Raw genomic sequence first — 16,426 nt, forward strand, 5'->3', positions numbered from 1 at the left:
TGCGGGGCGTCTGATTCACGGGAGCGCGCGCATGCGCATTTCCGGCCGCAAGGCCTTGATTCCGGCGACCGCCGGCTTGCTGCTCCTCGCCCTGGCTCCCGCGGCCCAAGCCGCGCGTCTCGACGACGCCGTCCTCGACGAGTTGAATTTCGCCCGCGCCCGACCGGCCGCATACGCGCGCGAACTGCGCCGCGAGCTGAACAGGAGCGACGATCCCGCCGCCGTCGAGGAGGCGATCGACTTCCTGGAACGGCAAGCTTCGCTGCCGCCCCTGGAATCCGACCGCCGCGTCGCGGCCGCCGCGCGTCAGCACGCCCAGGCTCAGGGCGCGCGGGGCGACGTCGGCCACGGCGGGGCCGGCGGCCTGGGCCAGCGCCTGCGCGGCCAGGGCGTCTGGGCGGGTCTTTCGGCGGAGAACATCTCGTACGGCTTCGACGACGCCCGCGACGTCGTCCGTCAACTGATCATCGACAGCGGCGTCCCCGGCCGGGGGCACCGGCGCAACATCTTCGCCTCGGGCTACCAGTTGGCGGGCGTGGCCTGCGGCCCCCACCGCGCTTACGGCTCGATGTGCGTGATCGACTTCGCCGGCGCTCTGGCGCCCCGTTAAAAACGATCGCGCCGGTCAAGCCGCATGGCCGCGCGCCGCATAGTGCTCTCGAACCACTTTATGCAAGTGACTTGCAATTGCGTCACGTGCGGCCTAATCAGCGCCTCCGTCGCCGCTTGCCGCCGAGGTCGCTCGTGAAGTCCGCCACGCCGCCGAATTCCGGGTCGATCGCATGATCGCGAACATCGCGATTCTGTTGGCGGCGGCCGCGACGGCGATGGCCACCGTCGGCGTCTGGCTGCTGTGGCTGGCCTGGAAGCGTAACCCGAAACCGCGCGGCGGGCTGATCGTCGGCGGCTGGATCCTGCTGGCCGCCGCCGCGGTCCTGCTGGCGCCCTGGGCCGGCGGCGACCGGGGCGTGGCGATTTCGACCCTGCTGGTCGCGCTCGCTGCCACGGTCTTCATCGTCATCAGCGGCCGCTGGACTGTGCCGCACGGCAAGAAGGCCAAGCCGATCCGCGCCACGGCGGGCGGCGCCGAACCCGCCACCGGTCCGGCCACGACCTGGCCGCGCACCCTGGCCGCCGTGCTGCTGGCCCTGCCCGTCTCGACCGCCGCCTCGGTCGCCTTCGGGGTGGCGCTGGTGGTCTGGATGCCCGGCTCGCAGGCCGACAAGCTGGTCGCCGCCGCCTTCGGCGCGCCGCTGGTCCTGGCCGGGGCCATGGTCTGGACCTGCGCCGACCGCAAGCTGCTGCGCACGTCCGCGGGCCTGGTCGCCCTCACCGCCGTCTGCGCCCTCGCTGTCGTCCTGCGACCGCATTAGGAACTCGCCATGGACGCCAAGACGCCGCCCGAAGTCGCCAAGCCCGTCAAGGCCGAGCCCGAAAACTGCCCGTCGATCTGGCCCAAGGTTCCGCCGGCCTTCGTGCGCACCGTGCTGTCCGGCCACTCCGGCCTGGGCCTGGTCGCCGCCGCCCTGATCTACATCGTCTGCCTGTCGGGCACGGTCGCAGTGTTCCTCAACGAGCTGAAGCTGTGGGAAGAGCCCGCCGCTCCGACCCAGACCCACGCCAGCCCGCAGGCCGTCCAGGCTTTCGCCGAGGCGATCACCAAGGCCCACCCCAAGGCCGGCGTCGTCTATATGGGCCTGCCGACCTGGGACATGCCGCGCCTCTACGCCTATGTCGACGAGCAGGTGTTCGTGGCCGACGCTCAAGGCCGCATCGCCGGCGAGGCCAGCTCGCCCTGGGTTCACTTTCTCGAGCACCTGCACGTCTATCTGCACCTGCCCGAAACCCTCGGCATGATCGTCGTGGGCCTGATCGGCGCGGCCCTGATCGGCCTGATCGTTTCCGGCTTCCTCGCCCACCCGAAAATCTTCCGCGACGCCTTCGCCTTCCGCTGGGCAGGCGCCAAGCGGCTGTCCCAGGCCGACCTGCACAACCGGCTCAGCGTCTGGGGCGCGCCGTTCCACTTCGTCGTCGCCTGGACCGGGGCCTATATCGGCCTGGCCACCCTGTTGTTGTTCGCCGTGGCCGGCGTCACGACCAAGGGCGACATCGCCAAGGTCACCGCCCCGATCTACGGCTCGATCCCCAAGGCCGACCCGAGGCCCGCTCCCTTCCCCGACCTGGTGGCCACCCTGGCCTGGTTCGACGACAAGCCGGATCTGAAGCCGACCCTGATCTCTCTGACCGCCCTGGGCACCCAGGGCCAGATGGTCGAGGTCAACGCGGCCATGCCCAAGCGGCTGATCTATGCCGAGCGTTATACCTTCGACGTCCAGGGCCGCATGACCCACAAGCTGGGCCTGTCGGACGACGGCCTGGGCAAGCAGGTCTTCGCCTCGTCCTACCCGCTGCACTTCGGTTCGTTCGGCGGCCTGCCGGTCAAGATCGCCTACGGCCTGCTGGGCGTTGCGCTCTGCGTGGTGACCAGCAGCGGCGTGACCATCTGGCTGACTCGCCGCCGCGAGCGGGGACGCCCCGCCGAGCGCCTGGAGAAGGCCTGGGCGGTCATCGTGTGGGGCTCGACCGCGACCTTGGCCCTGTCGGCCGCCCTGTGGCTGGCGCTCAAGGTTCCGCCGGTCTGGGTGTTCTGGGTCCCGCTGGCCGTGCTGGTCGCCGCCGCCGTGGCGTTGAAGGACGCCCGGTTCTGGACCGTCAGTCTACGGATCGCCACCAGCGTGGCGCTGGCGGCGGCCGTCATGGTCCAGGCCGTGAGGTTCGGCGGCCTGGCGTTCGACGGTGTGGCCCTGGGCGTGAACCTGACCCTGCTGATCCTGGCGGTGGTGATCGCGCCGTGGCGTCGGCCCCTGGACAGAGCTCACGCCTAAACCACCGCTCATCCCGGCGAATGCCGGGACCCAGATCCCATAGCGGTGTGGCGGACTGGAAGGACTCAGCGCTCTTGGCGTCAGGCTCAAAGTCATTCCATCTGGGTCCTGGCATTCGCCGGGATGAGCGGATTTAGAGGGGTTATCCGTCGATCCAATCGGTCAGCCCCTCGCGGGCGTGGACTTCGCGCAGCGAGGGCATGGCCCGCATACGGGCCAGGTAGCGGGCGATGTTGGGCCAGGCGGTCGCGGGCTTGGGCAGGTTGCGCGACCAGCGCATCAGCATGGTCGCCAGGAAGTCCACCGCCGACAACCGCTCGCCCAGCATGTAGGGCCCCTTGGCCGCGAGTTGCGCGTCGATGCGGTCCCAGGCCGTCTCGATCCGCGCCCGGGCCGCCGCCTGGGCGGCCTCGGCGCAGCCCTCGCCCGCCGGCTCGTGCGGGTAGTACCAGGCCCGGAAGCTCGGCAGCAGGGTGTTGGCCAGATAGACCATCCACTGGAAATAGGCCGCCCGTTCCGGCGTCCCGGCCGCCGGGGCCAGGCCCTTGTCGGCATGGCGTTCGGCCAGCAGCATCAGGATCGCCGTGCTCTCCAGCACCGGCGCGCCGTCGACGATCAGGGTCGGCACCACCCCGCCGGGATTGAGCTTCAGATAGTCCGGTTGCTTGTGGGCGCCGGTCGCGGTGTCGGTCAGGATCAGTTCGAACGGCGCGCCGATCTCGAGCAACATCCAGTGCACCGCCAGGCTGGCCGTGCTGGGGCTGTAATAGAGCTGGTACATGCGCGATCCCTCACCCGTTGGCGGGCGAGGGATCGGTCAGCGCGGCGAAGCTGTCAATGTGCATCGATGAACGCTAGTCCGGGAAGCACGCCTGGTGCTCGCGGTGCGTGGTCCTCTTCCTTGGACAAACTCAGGATGAGAACCATTGTACAGGCCGTGGGCCGTAGCAGACCTTATCCTGAGCTTGTCGAAGGACGAGGTTTTCGCTTCCCGAAGCTGAACGGCGATACCCCTAATGCTTCTCGCGCCAGCGGGCCTTGGCGTCGTCCTTGGTCATGGTCAGATGCACGGCGTCGTCGTCGACATGGTCGACCCAGGTGACCGGGATCAGATGGTGCTTGAGGCCGCCGCCCAGGTCCAGCTTGGCAAGCTCGATCTCGCCGCCGACCACGTGGTCCACGCGGCCCACGTGACCGCCGTCCGAACCGACCACTTCCTGATGTTCGCGAATTTGCGAGGCGTCGATCATGGTGTTCCTCCTTTTGATGGACGTCAGACAGGCAAACGGGCGAAGCCGCGGCGCAGTTTCCAAGAGGCTTGCGATACACGAATGTTCTCTTTATGTTCCTGTCAAGGTTGTAACTTTGATGCGCCGCGCGTTGTGGCTATCACTCGACGAACCGCCGGACCGAGGCAGAGGAAACACCGATGATCCGATCGCTCGCCGCCGCCTTGATCGTGCTGACCTGCGCGACGGCCTGGACCGGACCGGCATGGGCCCAGACGGCCGAGGCCGCGCCGACGACGTCCGAAGCCACGCCAGCCCCGTCGCCGGTCGCACCGCCGCCCGTCGCGCCCCTGCCCGCCACACCTTTGCCCAGGGTCGACGCGGTGTTCGCCGCCGATGGGGTGACGATCACCGACGGCGGCAAGAGCGTGCTGTTCTACCGAACCGCATCGGCCGATCCGCACGAGCCGGGCCGGTTGAACTACGTCCATCCGATCTGGGCGCCCGACGGCGCGGTCCTGACCGAGGACCGCCCTGCCGACCACCTGCATCAGCGCGGCGCGTTCTGGAGCTGGCACCAGGTGCTGGTCGACGGGAAAAACGTCGCCGACGGCTGGTTCATGAAGGGCCTGACCTTCCATGTCCGCGAAAAGCGCTTCAAGGGCGACAGCGCCGGCGGCGGGACCCTGGTGGTCAACGCCGACTGGATCGTCAATTCGACGCCCGAGGTGGCCTATGTGGCGCGCGAGACCACCAAGGTCCGCGTCTATCCGCTGAAGGATGGCGCGCGGCGCATCGACTTCGACACGGTGATCACCGCTCGCAGCGACACCCTGGCCCTGGGCGGCAGCGACGACGCCAAGGGCTATGGCGGCTTCTCGGTGCGGCTGATCAAGCCCGACCGTCTGACCTTCGGCTCGGGCGGCAAGACCGTGGCCCCTGCGGTCGGTCCGGTCGAGGCCGGCAAGGCCATGGGTTTTGCCTGGACGCCCGGCGCCGGCTCGCCCGCCTGGACCGTGGGCCTGGCTTGCAAGGCCAACGGCGCGCCGATCACCCGCTGGATCCTGCGCAAGGAACTGTCGATGCAAAATTGCGTCTTTCCCGGGCGGGCGCCGTTTATCCTGAAGAAGGGCGAGACCCTGCGCCTGCAGTCGACGCTGATCCTGCGGCCGGCGACGCCGCCAAAGACGAAGGGCTAGCCCATGGCCGAGCTGCTCAATCTGAACCAGGCCCGCAAGGCCAAGGCCAAGACCGCCGCCAAGACCAAGGCCGTCGAAAACCGCGCCAAGTTCGGCCGCACCAAGGCCGACAAGGCCCTGGACGCGGCGCGGGCCGACAAGCTCAAGCGCGACCTGGACGGGGCCAAGCGCGAGGATTGAGCCGTGGGTAGTCGACATTCAGCTTTGGGCTGCGTGTCAGACCGTCTCCCCCTCCCCTTTGTCCGTCATTCCCGCCCTTGTGGCGAGAACCCCTGGTTCAGCCGACGGTGAGACGCCTTGGCGCGCTGGCGCGCCATACAACTGCCTTTGCGGACAAAGGGCTTCCCGCCACAAGGGCGGGAATGACGGATAATTTGGGCGACTAAGCCGGGTATCAATCGCTAGCGCGGCGCCAGATAGCGCAGCGGTTTCGCCTGGGTCTCTCGGATCGCCTCGGCCGCCTGTTCACGCGCCAGGCGGGCCAGCCACGCCTTGCACACGGCGGCGCGCTCCTGGATCAGGAGCACCCGACCAAATGCGGTTTCCTTATGGATTGTGATCGTCTCACCCATCACCGCCGCCTCCTTCGCGTTACGATGACTGGAGTTTTGTCCCCATCGTGTCGCGTGACAAACGCGGCTTCCTTGGGTAATCATAAGCTACACTTATGCCAGACATCCTCGCCACCCTGCCGCTCAGCGCCATCCGGATCTTCGAGGCGGCCGCGCGCCTGAAGAGCTTCACCCGCGCCGCCGACGAGTTGGGCGTCAGCCAGGCCGCCGTCAGCTGGCAGGTGAAGGCCCTGGAACAGCGCCTGGACCAGCCGCTGTTCACCCGCCTGCCGCGAGAGGTGACCCTGACCCCGGCCGGCGAGCGGCTGTCGCGCGCCGCCACCGAGGCGATGAGCGTCCTGCGCACGGCGGTGTCCGACCTGGTCGACACCGAGGAAGGCGTGTTGGCGATCACCACGGTGCAGAGCATCGGCGGCTACTGGCTGGCGCCGCGCCTGGGCGGTTTCCAGATCGCCCATCCCCGCATCGCCGTACGGCTGGACGCCTCCAGCCGGGTCGTCGACCTGCAGCGCGAACCGTTCGACCTGGCCCTGCGCGCCGGGTCGGGCGACTGGCCGGGAATGGAGGCGCACTTCCTGATCCCGTCGGTCCAGACCGTGCTGTGCACGCCGACCGTCCTGGCCCGATCCGGCGGCCTGAAGCGTCCGGCCGACCTGCTGAACGCCCCGCGCATCGGCTCGCCGGACTTCTGGGTGCGTTGGTTCGAGGCGGCGGGCGTGGATCCCCGCGACGACCATGCGCCGCCGCGCCTGTCGGCCGACGCCCAGGCGCTGGAGGTGGCCACCGCCCTGGCCGACCAAGGCTTCGCCCTGGGCTCACCGATCTTCTTCGCCCAGGAGATCGCCCAGGGGCGGCTGGTCGCCCCGTTCGACATCACCGCCCACTACGGCGGCGGCTACTGGCTGGCCTATCCGGCCGAACGCCGCCGGGTGCGTAAGATCGCCGCTTTCCGAGACTGGATCCTGGCCCAGGCGGCGACAGACCCGCTGATCGCGCGCTATCGCGAGACCTAGGGGCGCGCCTCGTAACCGTAGCGCTTGATGATCGCGACGGCGGTCGGCGACTTCAGGAACGTCACAAACGCCTTGGCGGCCGGGTTCTTCTCGCCGGTGCGCAGCAGCACGGCCTGCTGGTCGATCGGCGCGTGCCTGGCGGCCGGCACCACCCAGCGCGAGCCGCCCGGCTCGTTGATCACCTGGGACAGGGCGACGAAGCCGAGCTCGGCGTTGCCGGTGGCCACGTACTGATAGGCCTGGGTGATCGACGCGCCCTTGACGATCTTCGGCGCCAGGGTGTCGTAGACCTTCAGCGTCTGCATCGTCTGCACCGCCGCCGCGCCGTAAGGGGCGGCGGTCGGGTCGGCGATGGCCAGCTTGGCGAACCTGTCGGTCTTCAGCACCGCGCCCTTGGCGTCGACCAGGCCCGGTGTCGTCGAATAGAGCACCAGCCGGCCCACGGCGTAGGTGAAGCGCGAGCCCGCGACGGCCAGGCCGTCCTGCTCGGCCTTCCTGGGCCGCTCGGCGTCGGCCGACAGGAACACCTCGTACGGCGCCCCATGGACCATCTGGGTGTAGAACTGGCCCGACGAGCCGAAGCTGAGGATCGCCGTGTGACCGGTCTTGGCCTTGAAGGCGGCGGCGATCTCCTTGGCCGGGTCGGTGAAGTTGGCGGCGACGGCGACCTGAGTGTCGTCCGCCAAGGCCGGCGCGGCGTCCAGGGTCAGGAACAGGGCGGCGCCGAACAGGGCCAGACCGATCAGCTTGAAGCGACGGGTGGTCATGGAAATCTCTCGGGAGGCCGACGTCTGATGCGTTAGGTAGTTGAACTACCGAACGCTAAAGAAGGTCAACCCTCAGCGGCGCTTCGGCCCGCAAGGCCGCCGCCTGATCTCGGCGGTCACGCCGCGTCTTTGAAGCGGTCGCGATACTGGGCCGGGATGGCGAGATAGGCGTTGTTGGGCGCGACCCTGTAGGTCCGGCGGGCCTCTTCCAGCGGCATGGCGAACAAGGCCGGATAGTCGACCGCCGGCAGCCAGGCGGCCGAACGGCCGTTGCGCCAGGCCTCGCGCACCGCCTTGCCGTAGGGCTGACCCAGCCGGGCTTTCTGGAGCTGGCGCGCGCCGGCCAGGGCGATGACCGCAAAGCCCAGACTGCGGGTCTGGGCGTAGGAGAAGGCCACCACGCAGACCTCGCCCAGCGCGTCGGTGCCGTAGCCGGTGAGCACATGCCAGACATCGTGCACATCGCGCATGCGCCGAGCGTACCAGGCCAGCGGGTGGGCGGCGTCGACATCGGCCTCTGGAATCTTGCGGCTTTCCTCCGCCAGACCTTCGGCGGACAGGCCGCGCGGAGCGATGAAGTCGCGATAGGCCGCGCCGACCGTGCCGGGACCGAACTGGGCCAGCCAGGCCGGATCCGACAGCCGCTCGGCGAACTCTTCGCGCTCATAGGCGATGCGGCCCCCCTCGGGCGTGCTCAGCAGGCGGCGATAGCCTCTGGGGATCGCGTCGCCCGCCAGGGCGCGCATGATCTCGAACACCGAGGCGGTGTCCTCCTTGTCAGCGATCAGGCGCTGGACAGCACGAAACGCCCGCAAAGGCTGCAGGTTGAAGGATTGACGTCCCCGCTTCATGGGTTCGCGGGCCTTTGGTGCACCGAGCCCTTGCGTGGCTGCAATCATAAGGCATGCTCCTGCTGAACCCGATAAAGATGACATGGCGTCATTCTTATTCAAGTGGGTTCAGCGACCCCCGATCTGCAACGCGGTCAGACAGCTACAGGGGATGGGCACGATGGGCAGTTTGAAGAAGCGTTCGATCAACCTGGCCGGCCATGCGACCTCCCTGGCCCTGGAGCCCGAGTTCTGGACGGTGCTGCAATCGGCGGCCAGCATCGACAGGATCAGCCTCGCCGGCCTGATCCAGCGCATAGACGCCGGGCGGGGCGAGCGCCCCCTGGCCTCGGCCTGCCGCGTGTTCGCCCTCCTGCACGCTCAGGCGGGCGAGGCCGGAACGGTTTAGCTCCGGACCACGCCGGGACCGGGCTTAGGCAGCGGAATGGGTTCCGGCGTGGGTGTCCGGTGAGGTAGAGCCGGCGCTTTCGGCATCTGCACCGACAAGTCGGCTGTCTTCATGGCCAGCAAGCCGGAACGCCAGCCGCCGATCACCAAGGCGGCGATCAGCAGAAGCACTCCCAGCAACGCCAGACCGGCCACGCCCAGATGTTGCGGCCGTATGTCGTCGCGACGCGCCATGGCGTCCTCCTTTAACCCGCCGGCTTGGGCGCGTCCGGAAGCTTGGGCGCGTCCAGTTGCGGCGCGGAAACATTGATGTCGACTGTCTTCTTCTGGGTCACGCCGCCTGTAAAGACAAAGTAGGCGATCACCGCCACGACGACCACCAGGGCGCCGATGATGAACGCCATGCCGGCGCCGCCGCCACCGCCCGTATTGGTTTCTTCAGCCACTTGCTTCTCCCGTGATGTCCATCCCCGCCCAACAAACGGGAGGTGGAGGTCGAGGTTCCGACACGCGTGCGTCGCAGCAGGCGATGGATGGGCGCGAGGGCTTAAGCCGGGCGATCTTTGTGCTACATATGTTCCATGTCTCAAGGCTTCGACTCGCCCCCATCCTCCGGCGACTTCCCCGGCGATCTCCCCGCCCCCCGCATCTCCGACCTGGCCCGCCCGCGCGGGCCCAGCGGCGGCGGCGCGCCGAATTATCTGGAGGGTCTGAACCCCGAGCAGCGGGCCGCCGTCGAGGCGACCGAAGGTCCGGTTCTGGTGCTGGCCGGCGCGGGCACCGGCAAGACCCGAGTGCTGACCACGCGCCTGGCCCATATCCTGGCGACGGGCCGGGCCCGGCCGTGGGAGCTGCTGGTCGTCACCTTCACGAACAAGGCCGCCCGCGAGATGCGCGAGCGGATCACCCACATCATCGGCGACGAGGCCGAGGGCCTGCGCTGGCTGGGCACCTTCCACTCGGTGGCCGCCCAGATCCTGCGCCGCCACGCCGAGCTGGTGGGGCTGAAGTCCAGCTACACGATCATCGACACCGACGATCAGGAGCGGCTGCTGAAGCAGCTGATCGAGGCCGCCGACATCGACGCCAAGCGCTGGACGCCGCGCGCCCTGGCCGGCCTGATCGACACCTGGAAGAACCGCGGCTGGACGCCCGACCGCGTGCCGCAAAACGAAGCCGGCGAGTTCGCCAACGGCCGGGGCATCACCCTCTATCGGCAGTACCAGGAACGGCTGCGCATCCTGAACGCCTGCGACTTCGGCGATCTGCTGCTGCACAACATCACCATCTTCACCAGCCAACCGGACGTGCTGGCCGACTTCCAGCGGCGCTTCCAGTACGTGATGGTCGACGAGTACCAGGACACCAACGTCGCCCAGTACCTGTGGCTGCGTCTGCTGGCCCAGGGCCGCCAGAACGTCTGCTGCGTGGGCGACGACGACCAGTCGATCTATGGCTGGCGCGGCGCTGAGGTCGACAACATCCTGCGCTTCGAGCGCGACTTCCCGGGCGCCAAGGTCATCAAGCTGGAGCGCAACTACCGCTCCACCGAGCACATCCTGGCGGCGGCGGCGGGCCTGATCAACGCCAACAAGAGCCGGCTGGGCAAGACGCTCTGGACCGAGATCGAGGGCGGCGAGAAGGTCAAGGTCAGCGGCGTCTGGGACGGCGAGGCCGAAAGCCGGATGGTCGCCGACGAGATCGAGAAGGCCAAGCGCGCCGGGCGCAAGTACAGCCACATGGCCATACTGGTGCGCGCCTCGTTCCAGATGCGGGCCTTCGAAGAGCGGTTCGTGATGCTGCAGATCCCCTACAAGGTGGTCGGCGGTCCGCGGTTCTTCGAGCGGGCCGAGATCCGCGACGCCCACGCCTATCTGCGCCTGATCCAGTCGCCGGACGACGACCTGGCCTTCGAGCGCATCGTCAACACGCCCAAGCGCGGGATCGGCGACACCTCGGTGGCCAAGCTGCTGCAGATCGCCCGGCTGGAGGGGATCTCCACGGTCGACGCGGCCCGGGTGATCATCGGCGGCGACGACCTGCCCGCCCGCACCCGCACGGCGCTCTCCAACTTCCTGCGCGACCTGGACCGCTGGCGGGCCCTGGCCGCCAACACCCCGCACCAGCGAGTGATGGAGGCGGTGCTGGAGGAGAGCGGCTACACCGACGCCTTGCGCCTCGACAAGGGTCCCACCAGCCAGACGCGGCTGGAGAACCTGAAGGAACTGGTCCAGTCGATGAGCGCCTTCGACACGCTGGAGGCCTATCTGGAGCACGTGTCTCTGGTCATGGACCTGGACAAGGGCGCCGGCGACGACGCGGTCTGGATCATGACCCTGCACTCGGCCAAGGGCCTGGAGTTCCCGCTGGTCTTCCTGCCCGGTTGGGAGGAAGGCGTGTTCCCCAGCCAGCGCAGCATGGACGATAAGGGCGAGAAGGGGCTCGAGGAAGAGCGCCGCCTGGCTTACGTCGGCATCACTCGGGCCCGCGAGGAGGCCCGGATCAGCTTCGTGGCCAACCGCCAGGTCTATGGCCGCTGGACCAGCCAGCTGCCGTCGCGGTTCGTCGACGAACTGCCCCTGGCTCACGTCGATGCGGCCTCGGAGACCGGCTACTACGGCGGCGGCCCCGGCATGCAGCAGACGGTGTCGTCGCGCTGGGACGATCCGGGGACCAGCACCTTCACCGCCGGCAGCTATGACAGCCCCGGCTGGAAGCGGGCCCAGGAGCGCTCGGCCGGCTTCAGCGAACGCGGCGGCGCCTGGCGCAGCGGCGGCTCCGCCGCGCGTTCGGCCCCGATCGAGGGCGAGGGCCGGCTGGTGGCGGTCTCGGCCAGTTCGGCGGCCAGCGCCTATACACGCGGCGACCGGGTGTTCCATGTCAAGTTCGGCTACGGCAAGGTCACCGGCGTCGAGGGCAACAAGCTGTCGGTGTCGTTCGACAAGGCCGGCGACAAGAAGGTGATCGACAGCTTCGTCGAGAAGGCCTGATGACAGGCGGCGCGAGCCGGGGCCTGAATCCCGACTCTCCCCTCGCCCGTCTTTTGGCCGGTCCGATCCGCCCTGGCCGTGTGACCTGGCTCGGCGCTCGGCCGGAACGCCACGCGCCGCTGACGGCTCTGGACGCGGTGGAGATCACTCGCGAAGCGGGGTTGGCCGGTGACCACTACAACGGCCGGCCTAACGCCGACGGCAGGGGCGGCAAGCGCCAGGTCACCCTGATCCAGGCCGAGGACCTGGCGGCCATCACCAGCTATCTGGGCCGTCCGGTCTCGCCCGAGGACTTGCGGCGCAACATCGTGGTCGAGGGCGTCAATCTACGAGCCCTGAAAAACCGCCGTTTCCAGGTCGGCGGCGTGGTGCTGGAAGACACCGGTGACTGCCATCCCTGCAGCCGCATGGAAACCATCCTGGGCCCCGGCGGCTACAACGCCGTGCGCGGCCATGGCGGGATCACCGCGCGGGTCGTCACCGGCGGTGTTGTGCGGATCGGCGACGCCGTAACGGCCGTCGAGACGCCGCTCCCCCTGTTCGACATCCCTTAGGGCTCCGCGGTGAAGGCTATCCCCGAATCCGCGCCGGATTGCCCACCACGGTCGCGCCCTTGGGCACGTCGCGGGTGACCACGCTGCCGGCGCCGATGATGGCGTCGTCGCCGACCGTCACGCCGGGCAGGATGATCGAGCCGCCGCCGATCCAGACGTTTTCGCCGATCACCACTGGGCGGGAATACTCAATGCCCGTGCGACGCTCGACCGGATCGCGCGGATGCTCGGCGGTGTAGATCTGGACGTGCGGCCCGATCGTCGTGGCCGCCCCGATCGTCACCTTGGTGACGTCCAGGATGACGCAGTTGAAGTTGAGGAACACGCCCTCGCCGATCGAGATATTGTAGCCGTAGTCGCAGTGGAACGGCGGCCGGATGCTGACGCGGTCGCCGACCTCGGCCAGCAGTTCCACCAGCAAGGCGTGGCGTTCCGACGGCGGCAGATCCAGGGCGTTGAAGCGGCCCATCCACGCCACCGCCGCCTCGTGATCGGCCATGATTTCCGGATCGATGGGGCTGTAGAGATCGCCGGCCAGCATGCGCTGCTTCTGGGTGCGGATGTCGGTCACGAGGCGAAGGCTCCTTGCTCGCCTCCTCCATGCCAGACGGCGAACCCGACGACAAATCGTGGGAGTCCAACCGCCCCTAGATCCTTTCAAGCGCCTCGCGCACGACGTCCGGCGCATGATCGATGACCCGCAGATAGGCCGTCAGGGCCGCATCGGGCCGAGCCTGACCCAGCTCCAGGGCCGCCAGCTGGGCCAGGGGAATGCAGAAGGCCTGTGCGAACTCGCCCTGCGAGAGGCCGCTGCGCCAGCGCACGCCCTGCACCAGGGCCCGGGCCGAGCGGACATGACCGGGGTCGGTCTGTTCATCGACAGCCATGTCGGCGGTGATCTGGGATCTGGTCATGCGAACGCTCCTGGCACTTACCCCCTGGGCAGGTGTGTAGGCGCGTTCCGTTGCAGGAATTCGACGCCATTGCGTCGGATAAGCGACTCTATAAGGGCCTTTTGAGCGCCGACGCTCTTGCGGGCTGTCCGATCAGGGCTCGAGCCTGGGCGTCGACCGCCTCGACGCCCTTAAGCGGATCGCTGGCCGTTTCGAGCATGTCTTTGAACCCCTTCAGATCCCTGGTGCTGATCTTCTGGACCTGCTTGCTCTTGGCCCATTCCAGACCGACCAACTGGCCCAGACGACACGCCTTCGGCAGCAGCGTCGGCTGCTCCCCAGGCCCGCCCTTGGCCAGCAGCTTGCCGACGATGTCGTTCCAGTTGGGCGAGCCCGCGAAACAGAGCGGCAGGCGATCGCAGCTTCCAGTCCAGAACCGCTTGTACCAGCGCTGGTGCTGATCGGTGTCGAAGCGGATGGCGTCGGTCGGCTTGATCAGCGCACGGCAGTCGGCGCGCACGAACTCGCCGGCTCGAGCGACAGGGGCGACCGCGAGCAGCGCCAGGGCCGCCAAGACCGCCCGACCTCTATGCGACATCAATGGCATCGTCCCCAAACGCGACCCTCGCACCCTTTCTAGGCGCTTTATGGAAACCTTGTATCGCGCTGATTAGGAACGATCTTCCGACAAAAATGCGGCGGTGGCCTCGATCGCCTCGACCAGGCCCACGCGCTGGATCGTCACCCCTTCAGGCAAGCTGGAGAACAGGCGCGTCGGGGCGGCGGCGTCCAGCATCACGAACACACCCTTGTCGTCGGCCCGGCGGATCAATCGGCCGAAGGCCTGGCTGATGCGGGCGCGCGCCGTGGAGTCGTCATAGCCCTTGCCGCCGAATCTGGCGCGGCGGGCCTTGTGCAGCACGTCGGGGCGCGGCCAGGGCACGCGATCGAAGACCAGCAGGCGAAGGGACCGGCCCGGCACGTCGATGCCGTCGCGGATGGCGTCGGTGCCCAGCAGGCAAGCGTCCTCCTCGGCTCGGAAGATGTCGACCAGGGCGCCGGCCTCCAGCGGATCGACGTGCTGGGCGTAGAGCGCCAGGCCCTGGTCGGCCAGGGGCGCGGCGATCCGCTCATGCACGGCCTTTAGCCGCCGGATGGCGGTGAAAAGGCCCAGCCCGCCGCCGCCGGCCGCCAGGAACAGTTCGCGCATCGCCGCCGACACCTGTCGCGGATCGTCCTTGCCGACGTCGGTGACCACGAAGGCCCGGGCGTTGTTGGCGTAGTCGAACGGCGAGACCAGGCGCAGCACCTTGGGGCTCTGCGGCAGGCGCGCGGCGCCCGTGCGCATCTCGGCCAGGGCGAAAGGGTCTTCCAGGGCAGGATCGGTCAGGGTGGCGCTGGTCACCAGCACGCCGTGGGCGGGGCTGAGGACGGCGGCGCGCAGCGGCTCGGTCGGATCGACCCAATGGCGGCGGCAGGCGGCGTCGACGACGCGGCCGTACAGGAAGGTCGCCTCGAACCAGTCGACGAAGTCCGGATCGTCCTCGGCGTCCTCGTCGATGGCTTTCAGGATCGAGCGCCAGGCCGGCAGGGTCATGCGGGCTCGGCGATCCAGGCCCCGCAGCGCGCCCTCGATCCGCGCCCGCTCCGAGGTCGGCAAGGTGTCGGTCTCTTCGTCCAGCACGTCTTCCAGGTGGCGGGCCAGGGCCAGCAACGGAGCCTCGATGGCGGCCAGGGCCCGCGACGCCTCGCCGGCCCGTTCGCGGACCAGGTCGATGGCCGGGCGGGCCGAGCACTGCAGTCCCTGCTCGGCCGCGCCGGGGCGGTCGGTGACTCGAGCTCGCAGCTGTTCAATCACCGAGACCAAGTATGTTTCAATAGGTCCGATCGGATTGACTTGGCCGTCGGGCGGCGCGATGCGTCCAGACCAGCCCTCGCCCGGCAAGGCGGCGGCGGCCTGCAGGGCGGCGTTCAGGGCCGCGCGGGCGCCTTCGCGTTCGCCGATGATGTCCAGCAGCCGAGCCTCCAGCCCCCTGCCCCGTCGGCCCCGGCCCTCGGGTCCGCGCAGCCAGCGGCGCAGCTCTGCCGCCTCGGCCCCGGACAGGGCGGCCGAGAAGGCGCTGTCGGCGGCGTCGAACAGATGGTGGCCCTCGTCGAAGACGATGCGCTTGAGCGAAGTGGTCTCGTTGTCGCCCTTCAGGCCGCGCGCCGCCCGGGCCCCGTCGAACGCCGCCTGGCTCAGCACCAGGGCGTGGTTGGCGATGACGATGTCGGCGCGCTTGGAGGCCCGCACGGCCTTTTCGATGAAACAGACACGGTAATGCTGGCAGCCGGCATGGATGCACTCGCCACGCCGGTCGACCAGGTTGGCGGGCCCGGCCTGGGCCGAAGGCGCAATGGCGAACAAGGTCGGCAGCCAGGCCGGGAAGTCGCCGCCGGTCATGTCGCCGTCGCGGCTGACGCGCGCCCAGCGGGCCGCCAGCGCCAAACCAATCAGGTCGCCGTTGCCCAGCTGGGCGGTGTTCACCTGCTCCTGGAAGTTCAGCAGGCAGATGTAGTTCTCGCGCCCCTTGCGGACCACCGCCTTGCGGGCCCGGACCAGCGGATCGGGATAGATCGAATGGCTCTCGCGCTCGATCTGTCGCTGCAGGGCGCGGGTATAGGTGCTGATCCACACCGCCGGCCCGTTCATCTCGGACCAGATCGAGGCTGGGGCCAGATAGCCCAGGGTCTTGCCGACGCCGGTGCCGGCCTCGGCCAGCATCATATGCGGCTCGCCCTCCCGTTCACGCGGGGCGAAGGCGAACGTCGCCTCGCGGGCGAAGGTGTCCTGGGCCTCGCGCACCTCGTCCAACCCCGAACGGTGCAGCAACTCACGCAGGCGCTCGCTGGCCCGTTCGGGATCGACTGGACGCGAGCCGGGCTCGCCGGGCGGCGCCTGGTCCTCCCATTCCGTGGCGCGGGCCCAGACGTCGAGGCCGGAGCTGCGGAACTGGTTGCCGACCGGGGCCGAGCGCAGGGCCCCGACCACCGCCGGCCCCCAGGCCCAACCGGCCCGGGCCAGGGTCTCGGCGACGGCCAGGGCC

20 protein-coding genes are annotated in these 16,426 nt (G+C 68.9%); 9 read left to right on the top strand and 11 right to left on the bottom strand.

All coding sequences use genetic code 11. The annotated features are described in order from the left end of the window. Positions 1-31: 31 nt before the first annotated feature. From WAL33_RS06415 to WAL33_RS06425, 3 genes are all read left to right on the top strand, one after another. The gene (locus WAL33_RS06415; RefSeq protein WP_422179609.1) at positions 32-610 is read left to right on the top strand and encodes a CAP domain-containing protein; all 579 of its coding nucleotides are present in this window, start codon (positions 32-34) and stop codon (positions 608-610) included. Between the two features lie 172 nt (positions 611-782). After that, positions 783-1,373, top strand: a complete 591-nt coding sequence (locus WAL33_RS06420) for a hypothetical protein (RefSeq protein ID WP_422179611.1) — start codon at positions 783-785, stop codon at positions 1,371-1,373. Between the two features lie 9 nt (positions 1,374-1,382). After that, the gene (locus WAL33_RS06425) at positions 1,383-2,885 is read left to right on the top strand and encodes a PepSY-associated TM helix domain-containing protein (RefSeq protein WP_422179613.1); all 1,503 of its coding nucleotides are present in this window, start codon (positions 1,383-1,385) and stop codon (positions 2,883-2,885) included. 142 nt (positions 2,886-3,027) lie between these two features. Here the strand turns inward: WAL33_RS06425 and WAL33_RS06430 are convergent, their stop codons facing one another. Together WAL33_RS06430 and WAL33_RS06435 are read right to left on the bottom strand one after the other, a co-directional pair. Then, positions 3,028-3,666: a glutathione S-transferase family protein gene (locus tag WAL33_RS06430; protein ID WP_422179615.1), complete on the bottom strand. Its 639-nt coding sequence runs from the start codon at positions 3,664-3,666 to the stop codon at positions 3,028-3,030. Between the two features lie 232 nt (positions 3,667-3,898). Next, complete coding sequence (locus WAL33_RS06435; RefSeq protein ID WP_422179617.1) at positions 3,899-4,135, bottom strand: DUF2171 domain-containing protein; 237 nt, start codon at positions 4,133-4,135, stop codon at positions 3,899-3,901. A gap of 179 nt (positions 4,136-4,314) precedes the next feature. Between WAL33_RS06435 and WAL33_RS06440 the strand changes: the two genes are divergently transcribed. Next, positions 4,315-5,313, top strand: coding sequence for a DUF6807 family protein (locus WAL33_RS06440; RefSeq protein WP_422179619.1), 999 nt, complete (start codon positions 4,315-4,317; stop codon positions 5,311-5,313). 3 nt (positions 5,314-5,316) lie between these two features. Then, positions 5,317-5,493 (top strand): DUF4169 family protein, encoded by a 177-nt coding sequence (locus WAL33_RS06445; protein ID WP_422179621.1) that lies wholly within the window; start codon positions 5,317-5,319, stop codon positions 5,491-5,493. A gap of 221 nt (positions 5,494-5,714) precedes the next feature. Here WAL33_RS06445 and WAL33_RS06450 read toward each other — a convergent pair whose 3' ends face one another. After that, entirely contained in the window at positions 5,715-5,885 is a 171-nt protein-coding gene (locus WAL33_RS06450; protein ID WP_422179623.1) for a hypothetical protein, read from the bottom strand. Positions 5,886-5,980: 95 nt separating this feature from the next. Between WAL33_RS06450 and WAL33_RS06455 the strand changes: the two genes are divergently transcribed. Next, on the top strand, positions 5,981-6,898 hold the full coding sequence (locus WAL33_RS06455; RefSeq protein ID WP_422179625.1) for a LysR substrate-binding domain-containing protein: 918 nt from the start codon (positions 5,981-5,983) through the stop codon (positions 6,896-6,898). Here the strand turns inward: WAL33_RS06455 and modA are convergent. Continuing rightward, complete coding sequence (gene modA, locus WAL33_RS06460; RefSeq protein ID WP_422179627.1) at positions 6,895-7,665, bottom strand: molybdate ABC transporter substrate-binding protein; 771 nt, start codon at positions 7,663-7,665, stop codon at positions 6,895-6,897. The genes WAL33_RS06455 and modA overlap by 4 nt on opposite strands. 116 nt (positions 7,666-7,781) lie before the next feature. Further along, positions 7,782-8,516: a Coq4 family protein gene (locus tag WAL33_RS06465; RefSeq protein WP_422179629.1), complete on the bottom strand. Its 735-nt coding sequence runs from the start codon at positions 8,514-8,516 to the stop codon at positions 7,782-7,784. A 160-nt stretch (positions 8,517-8,676) separates the two neighbouring features. Between WAL33_RS06465 and WAL33_RS06470 the strand changes: the two genes are divergently transcribed. Beyond that, on the top strand, positions 8,677-8,904 hold the full coding sequence (locus WAL33_RS06470; RefSeq protein WP_422179631.1) for a ribbon-helix-helix domain-containing protein: 228 nt from the start codon (positions 8,677-8,679) through the stop codon (positions 8,902-8,904). Here WAL33_RS06470 and WAL33_RS06475 read toward each other — a convergent pair. Then, the gene (locus tag WAL33_RS06475) at positions 8,901-9,137 is read right to left on the bottom strand and encodes a hypothetical protein (protein WP_422179633.1); all 237 of its coding nucleotides are present in this window, start codon (positions 9,135-9,137) and stop codon (positions 8,901-8,903) included. The two genes, WAL33_RS06470 and WAL33_RS06475, sit on opposite strands and share 4 nt — an antisense overlap. Before the next feature lie 11 nt (positions 9,138-9,148). Continuing rightward, a complete protein-coding gene (locus WAL33_RS06480; RefSeq protein WP_422179635.1) occupies positions 9,149-9,349 on the bottom strand; it encodes a hypothetical protein in 201 nt (66 codons plus the stop codon). Positions 9,350-9,484: 135 nt separating this feature from the next. Here WAL33_RS06480 and WAL33_RS06485 point away from each other — a divergent pair, with 135 nt between their 5' ends. After that, complete coding sequence (locus WAL33_RS06485; RefSeq protein ID WP_422179637.1) at positions 9,485-11,893, top strand: ATP-dependent helicase; 2,409 nt, start codon at positions 9,485-9,487, stop codon at positions 11,891-11,893. Beyond that, the gene (locus WAL33_RS06490; RefSeq protein WP_422179639.1) at positions 11,893-12,447 is read left to right on the top strand and encodes an MOSC domain-containing protein; all 555 of its coding nucleotides are present in this window, start codon (positions 11,893-11,895) and stop codon (positions 12,445-12,447) included. The genes WAL33_RS06485 and WAL33_RS06490 overlap by 1 nt, the downstream gene beginning before the upstream one ends. Positions 12,448-12,463: 16 nt before the next feature. Here WAL33_RS06490 and WAL33_RS06495 read toward each other — a convergent pair whose 3' ends face one another. The 4 genes from WAL33_RS06495 to WAL33_RS06510 all read right to left on the bottom strand — a co-directional run. Continuing rightward, positions 12,464-13,018 carry a sugar O-acetyltransferase gene (locus tag WAL33_RS06495; RefSeq protein ID WP_422179641.1) on the bottom strand — a complete coding sequence of 185 codons (555 nt, stop codon included), beginning with the start codon at positions 13,016-13,018 and terminating at the stop codon, positions 12,464-12,466. A gap of 76 nt (positions 13,019-13,094) precedes the next feature. After that, positions 13,095-13,361 carry a helix-turn-helix domain-containing protein gene (locus tag WAL33_RS06500; protein WP_422179643.1) on the bottom strand — a complete coding sequence of 89 codons (267 nt, stop codon included), beginning with the start codon at positions 13,359-13,361 and terminating at the stop codon, positions 13,095-13,097. 88 nt (positions 13,362-13,449) lie between these two features. Then, positions 13,450-13,938: a hypothetical protein gene (locus WAL33_RS06505; RefSeq protein WP_422179645.1), complete on the bottom strand. Its 489-nt coding sequence runs from the start codon at positions 13,936-13,938 to the stop codon at positions 13,450-13,452. A 72-nt stretch (positions 13,939-14,010) separates the two neighbouring features. Beyond that, the coding region (locus WAL33_RS06510; RefSeq protein ID WP_422179647.1) for an ATP-dependent DNA helicase at positions 14,011-16,426 on the bottom strand (2,416 nt) is incomplete at its 5' end.

The sequence above is a fragment of the Caulobacter sp. genome (assembly GCF_049283275.1).
GTDB lineage: Bacteria > Pseudomonadota > Alphaproteobacteria > Caulobacterales > Caulobacteraceae > Caulobacter.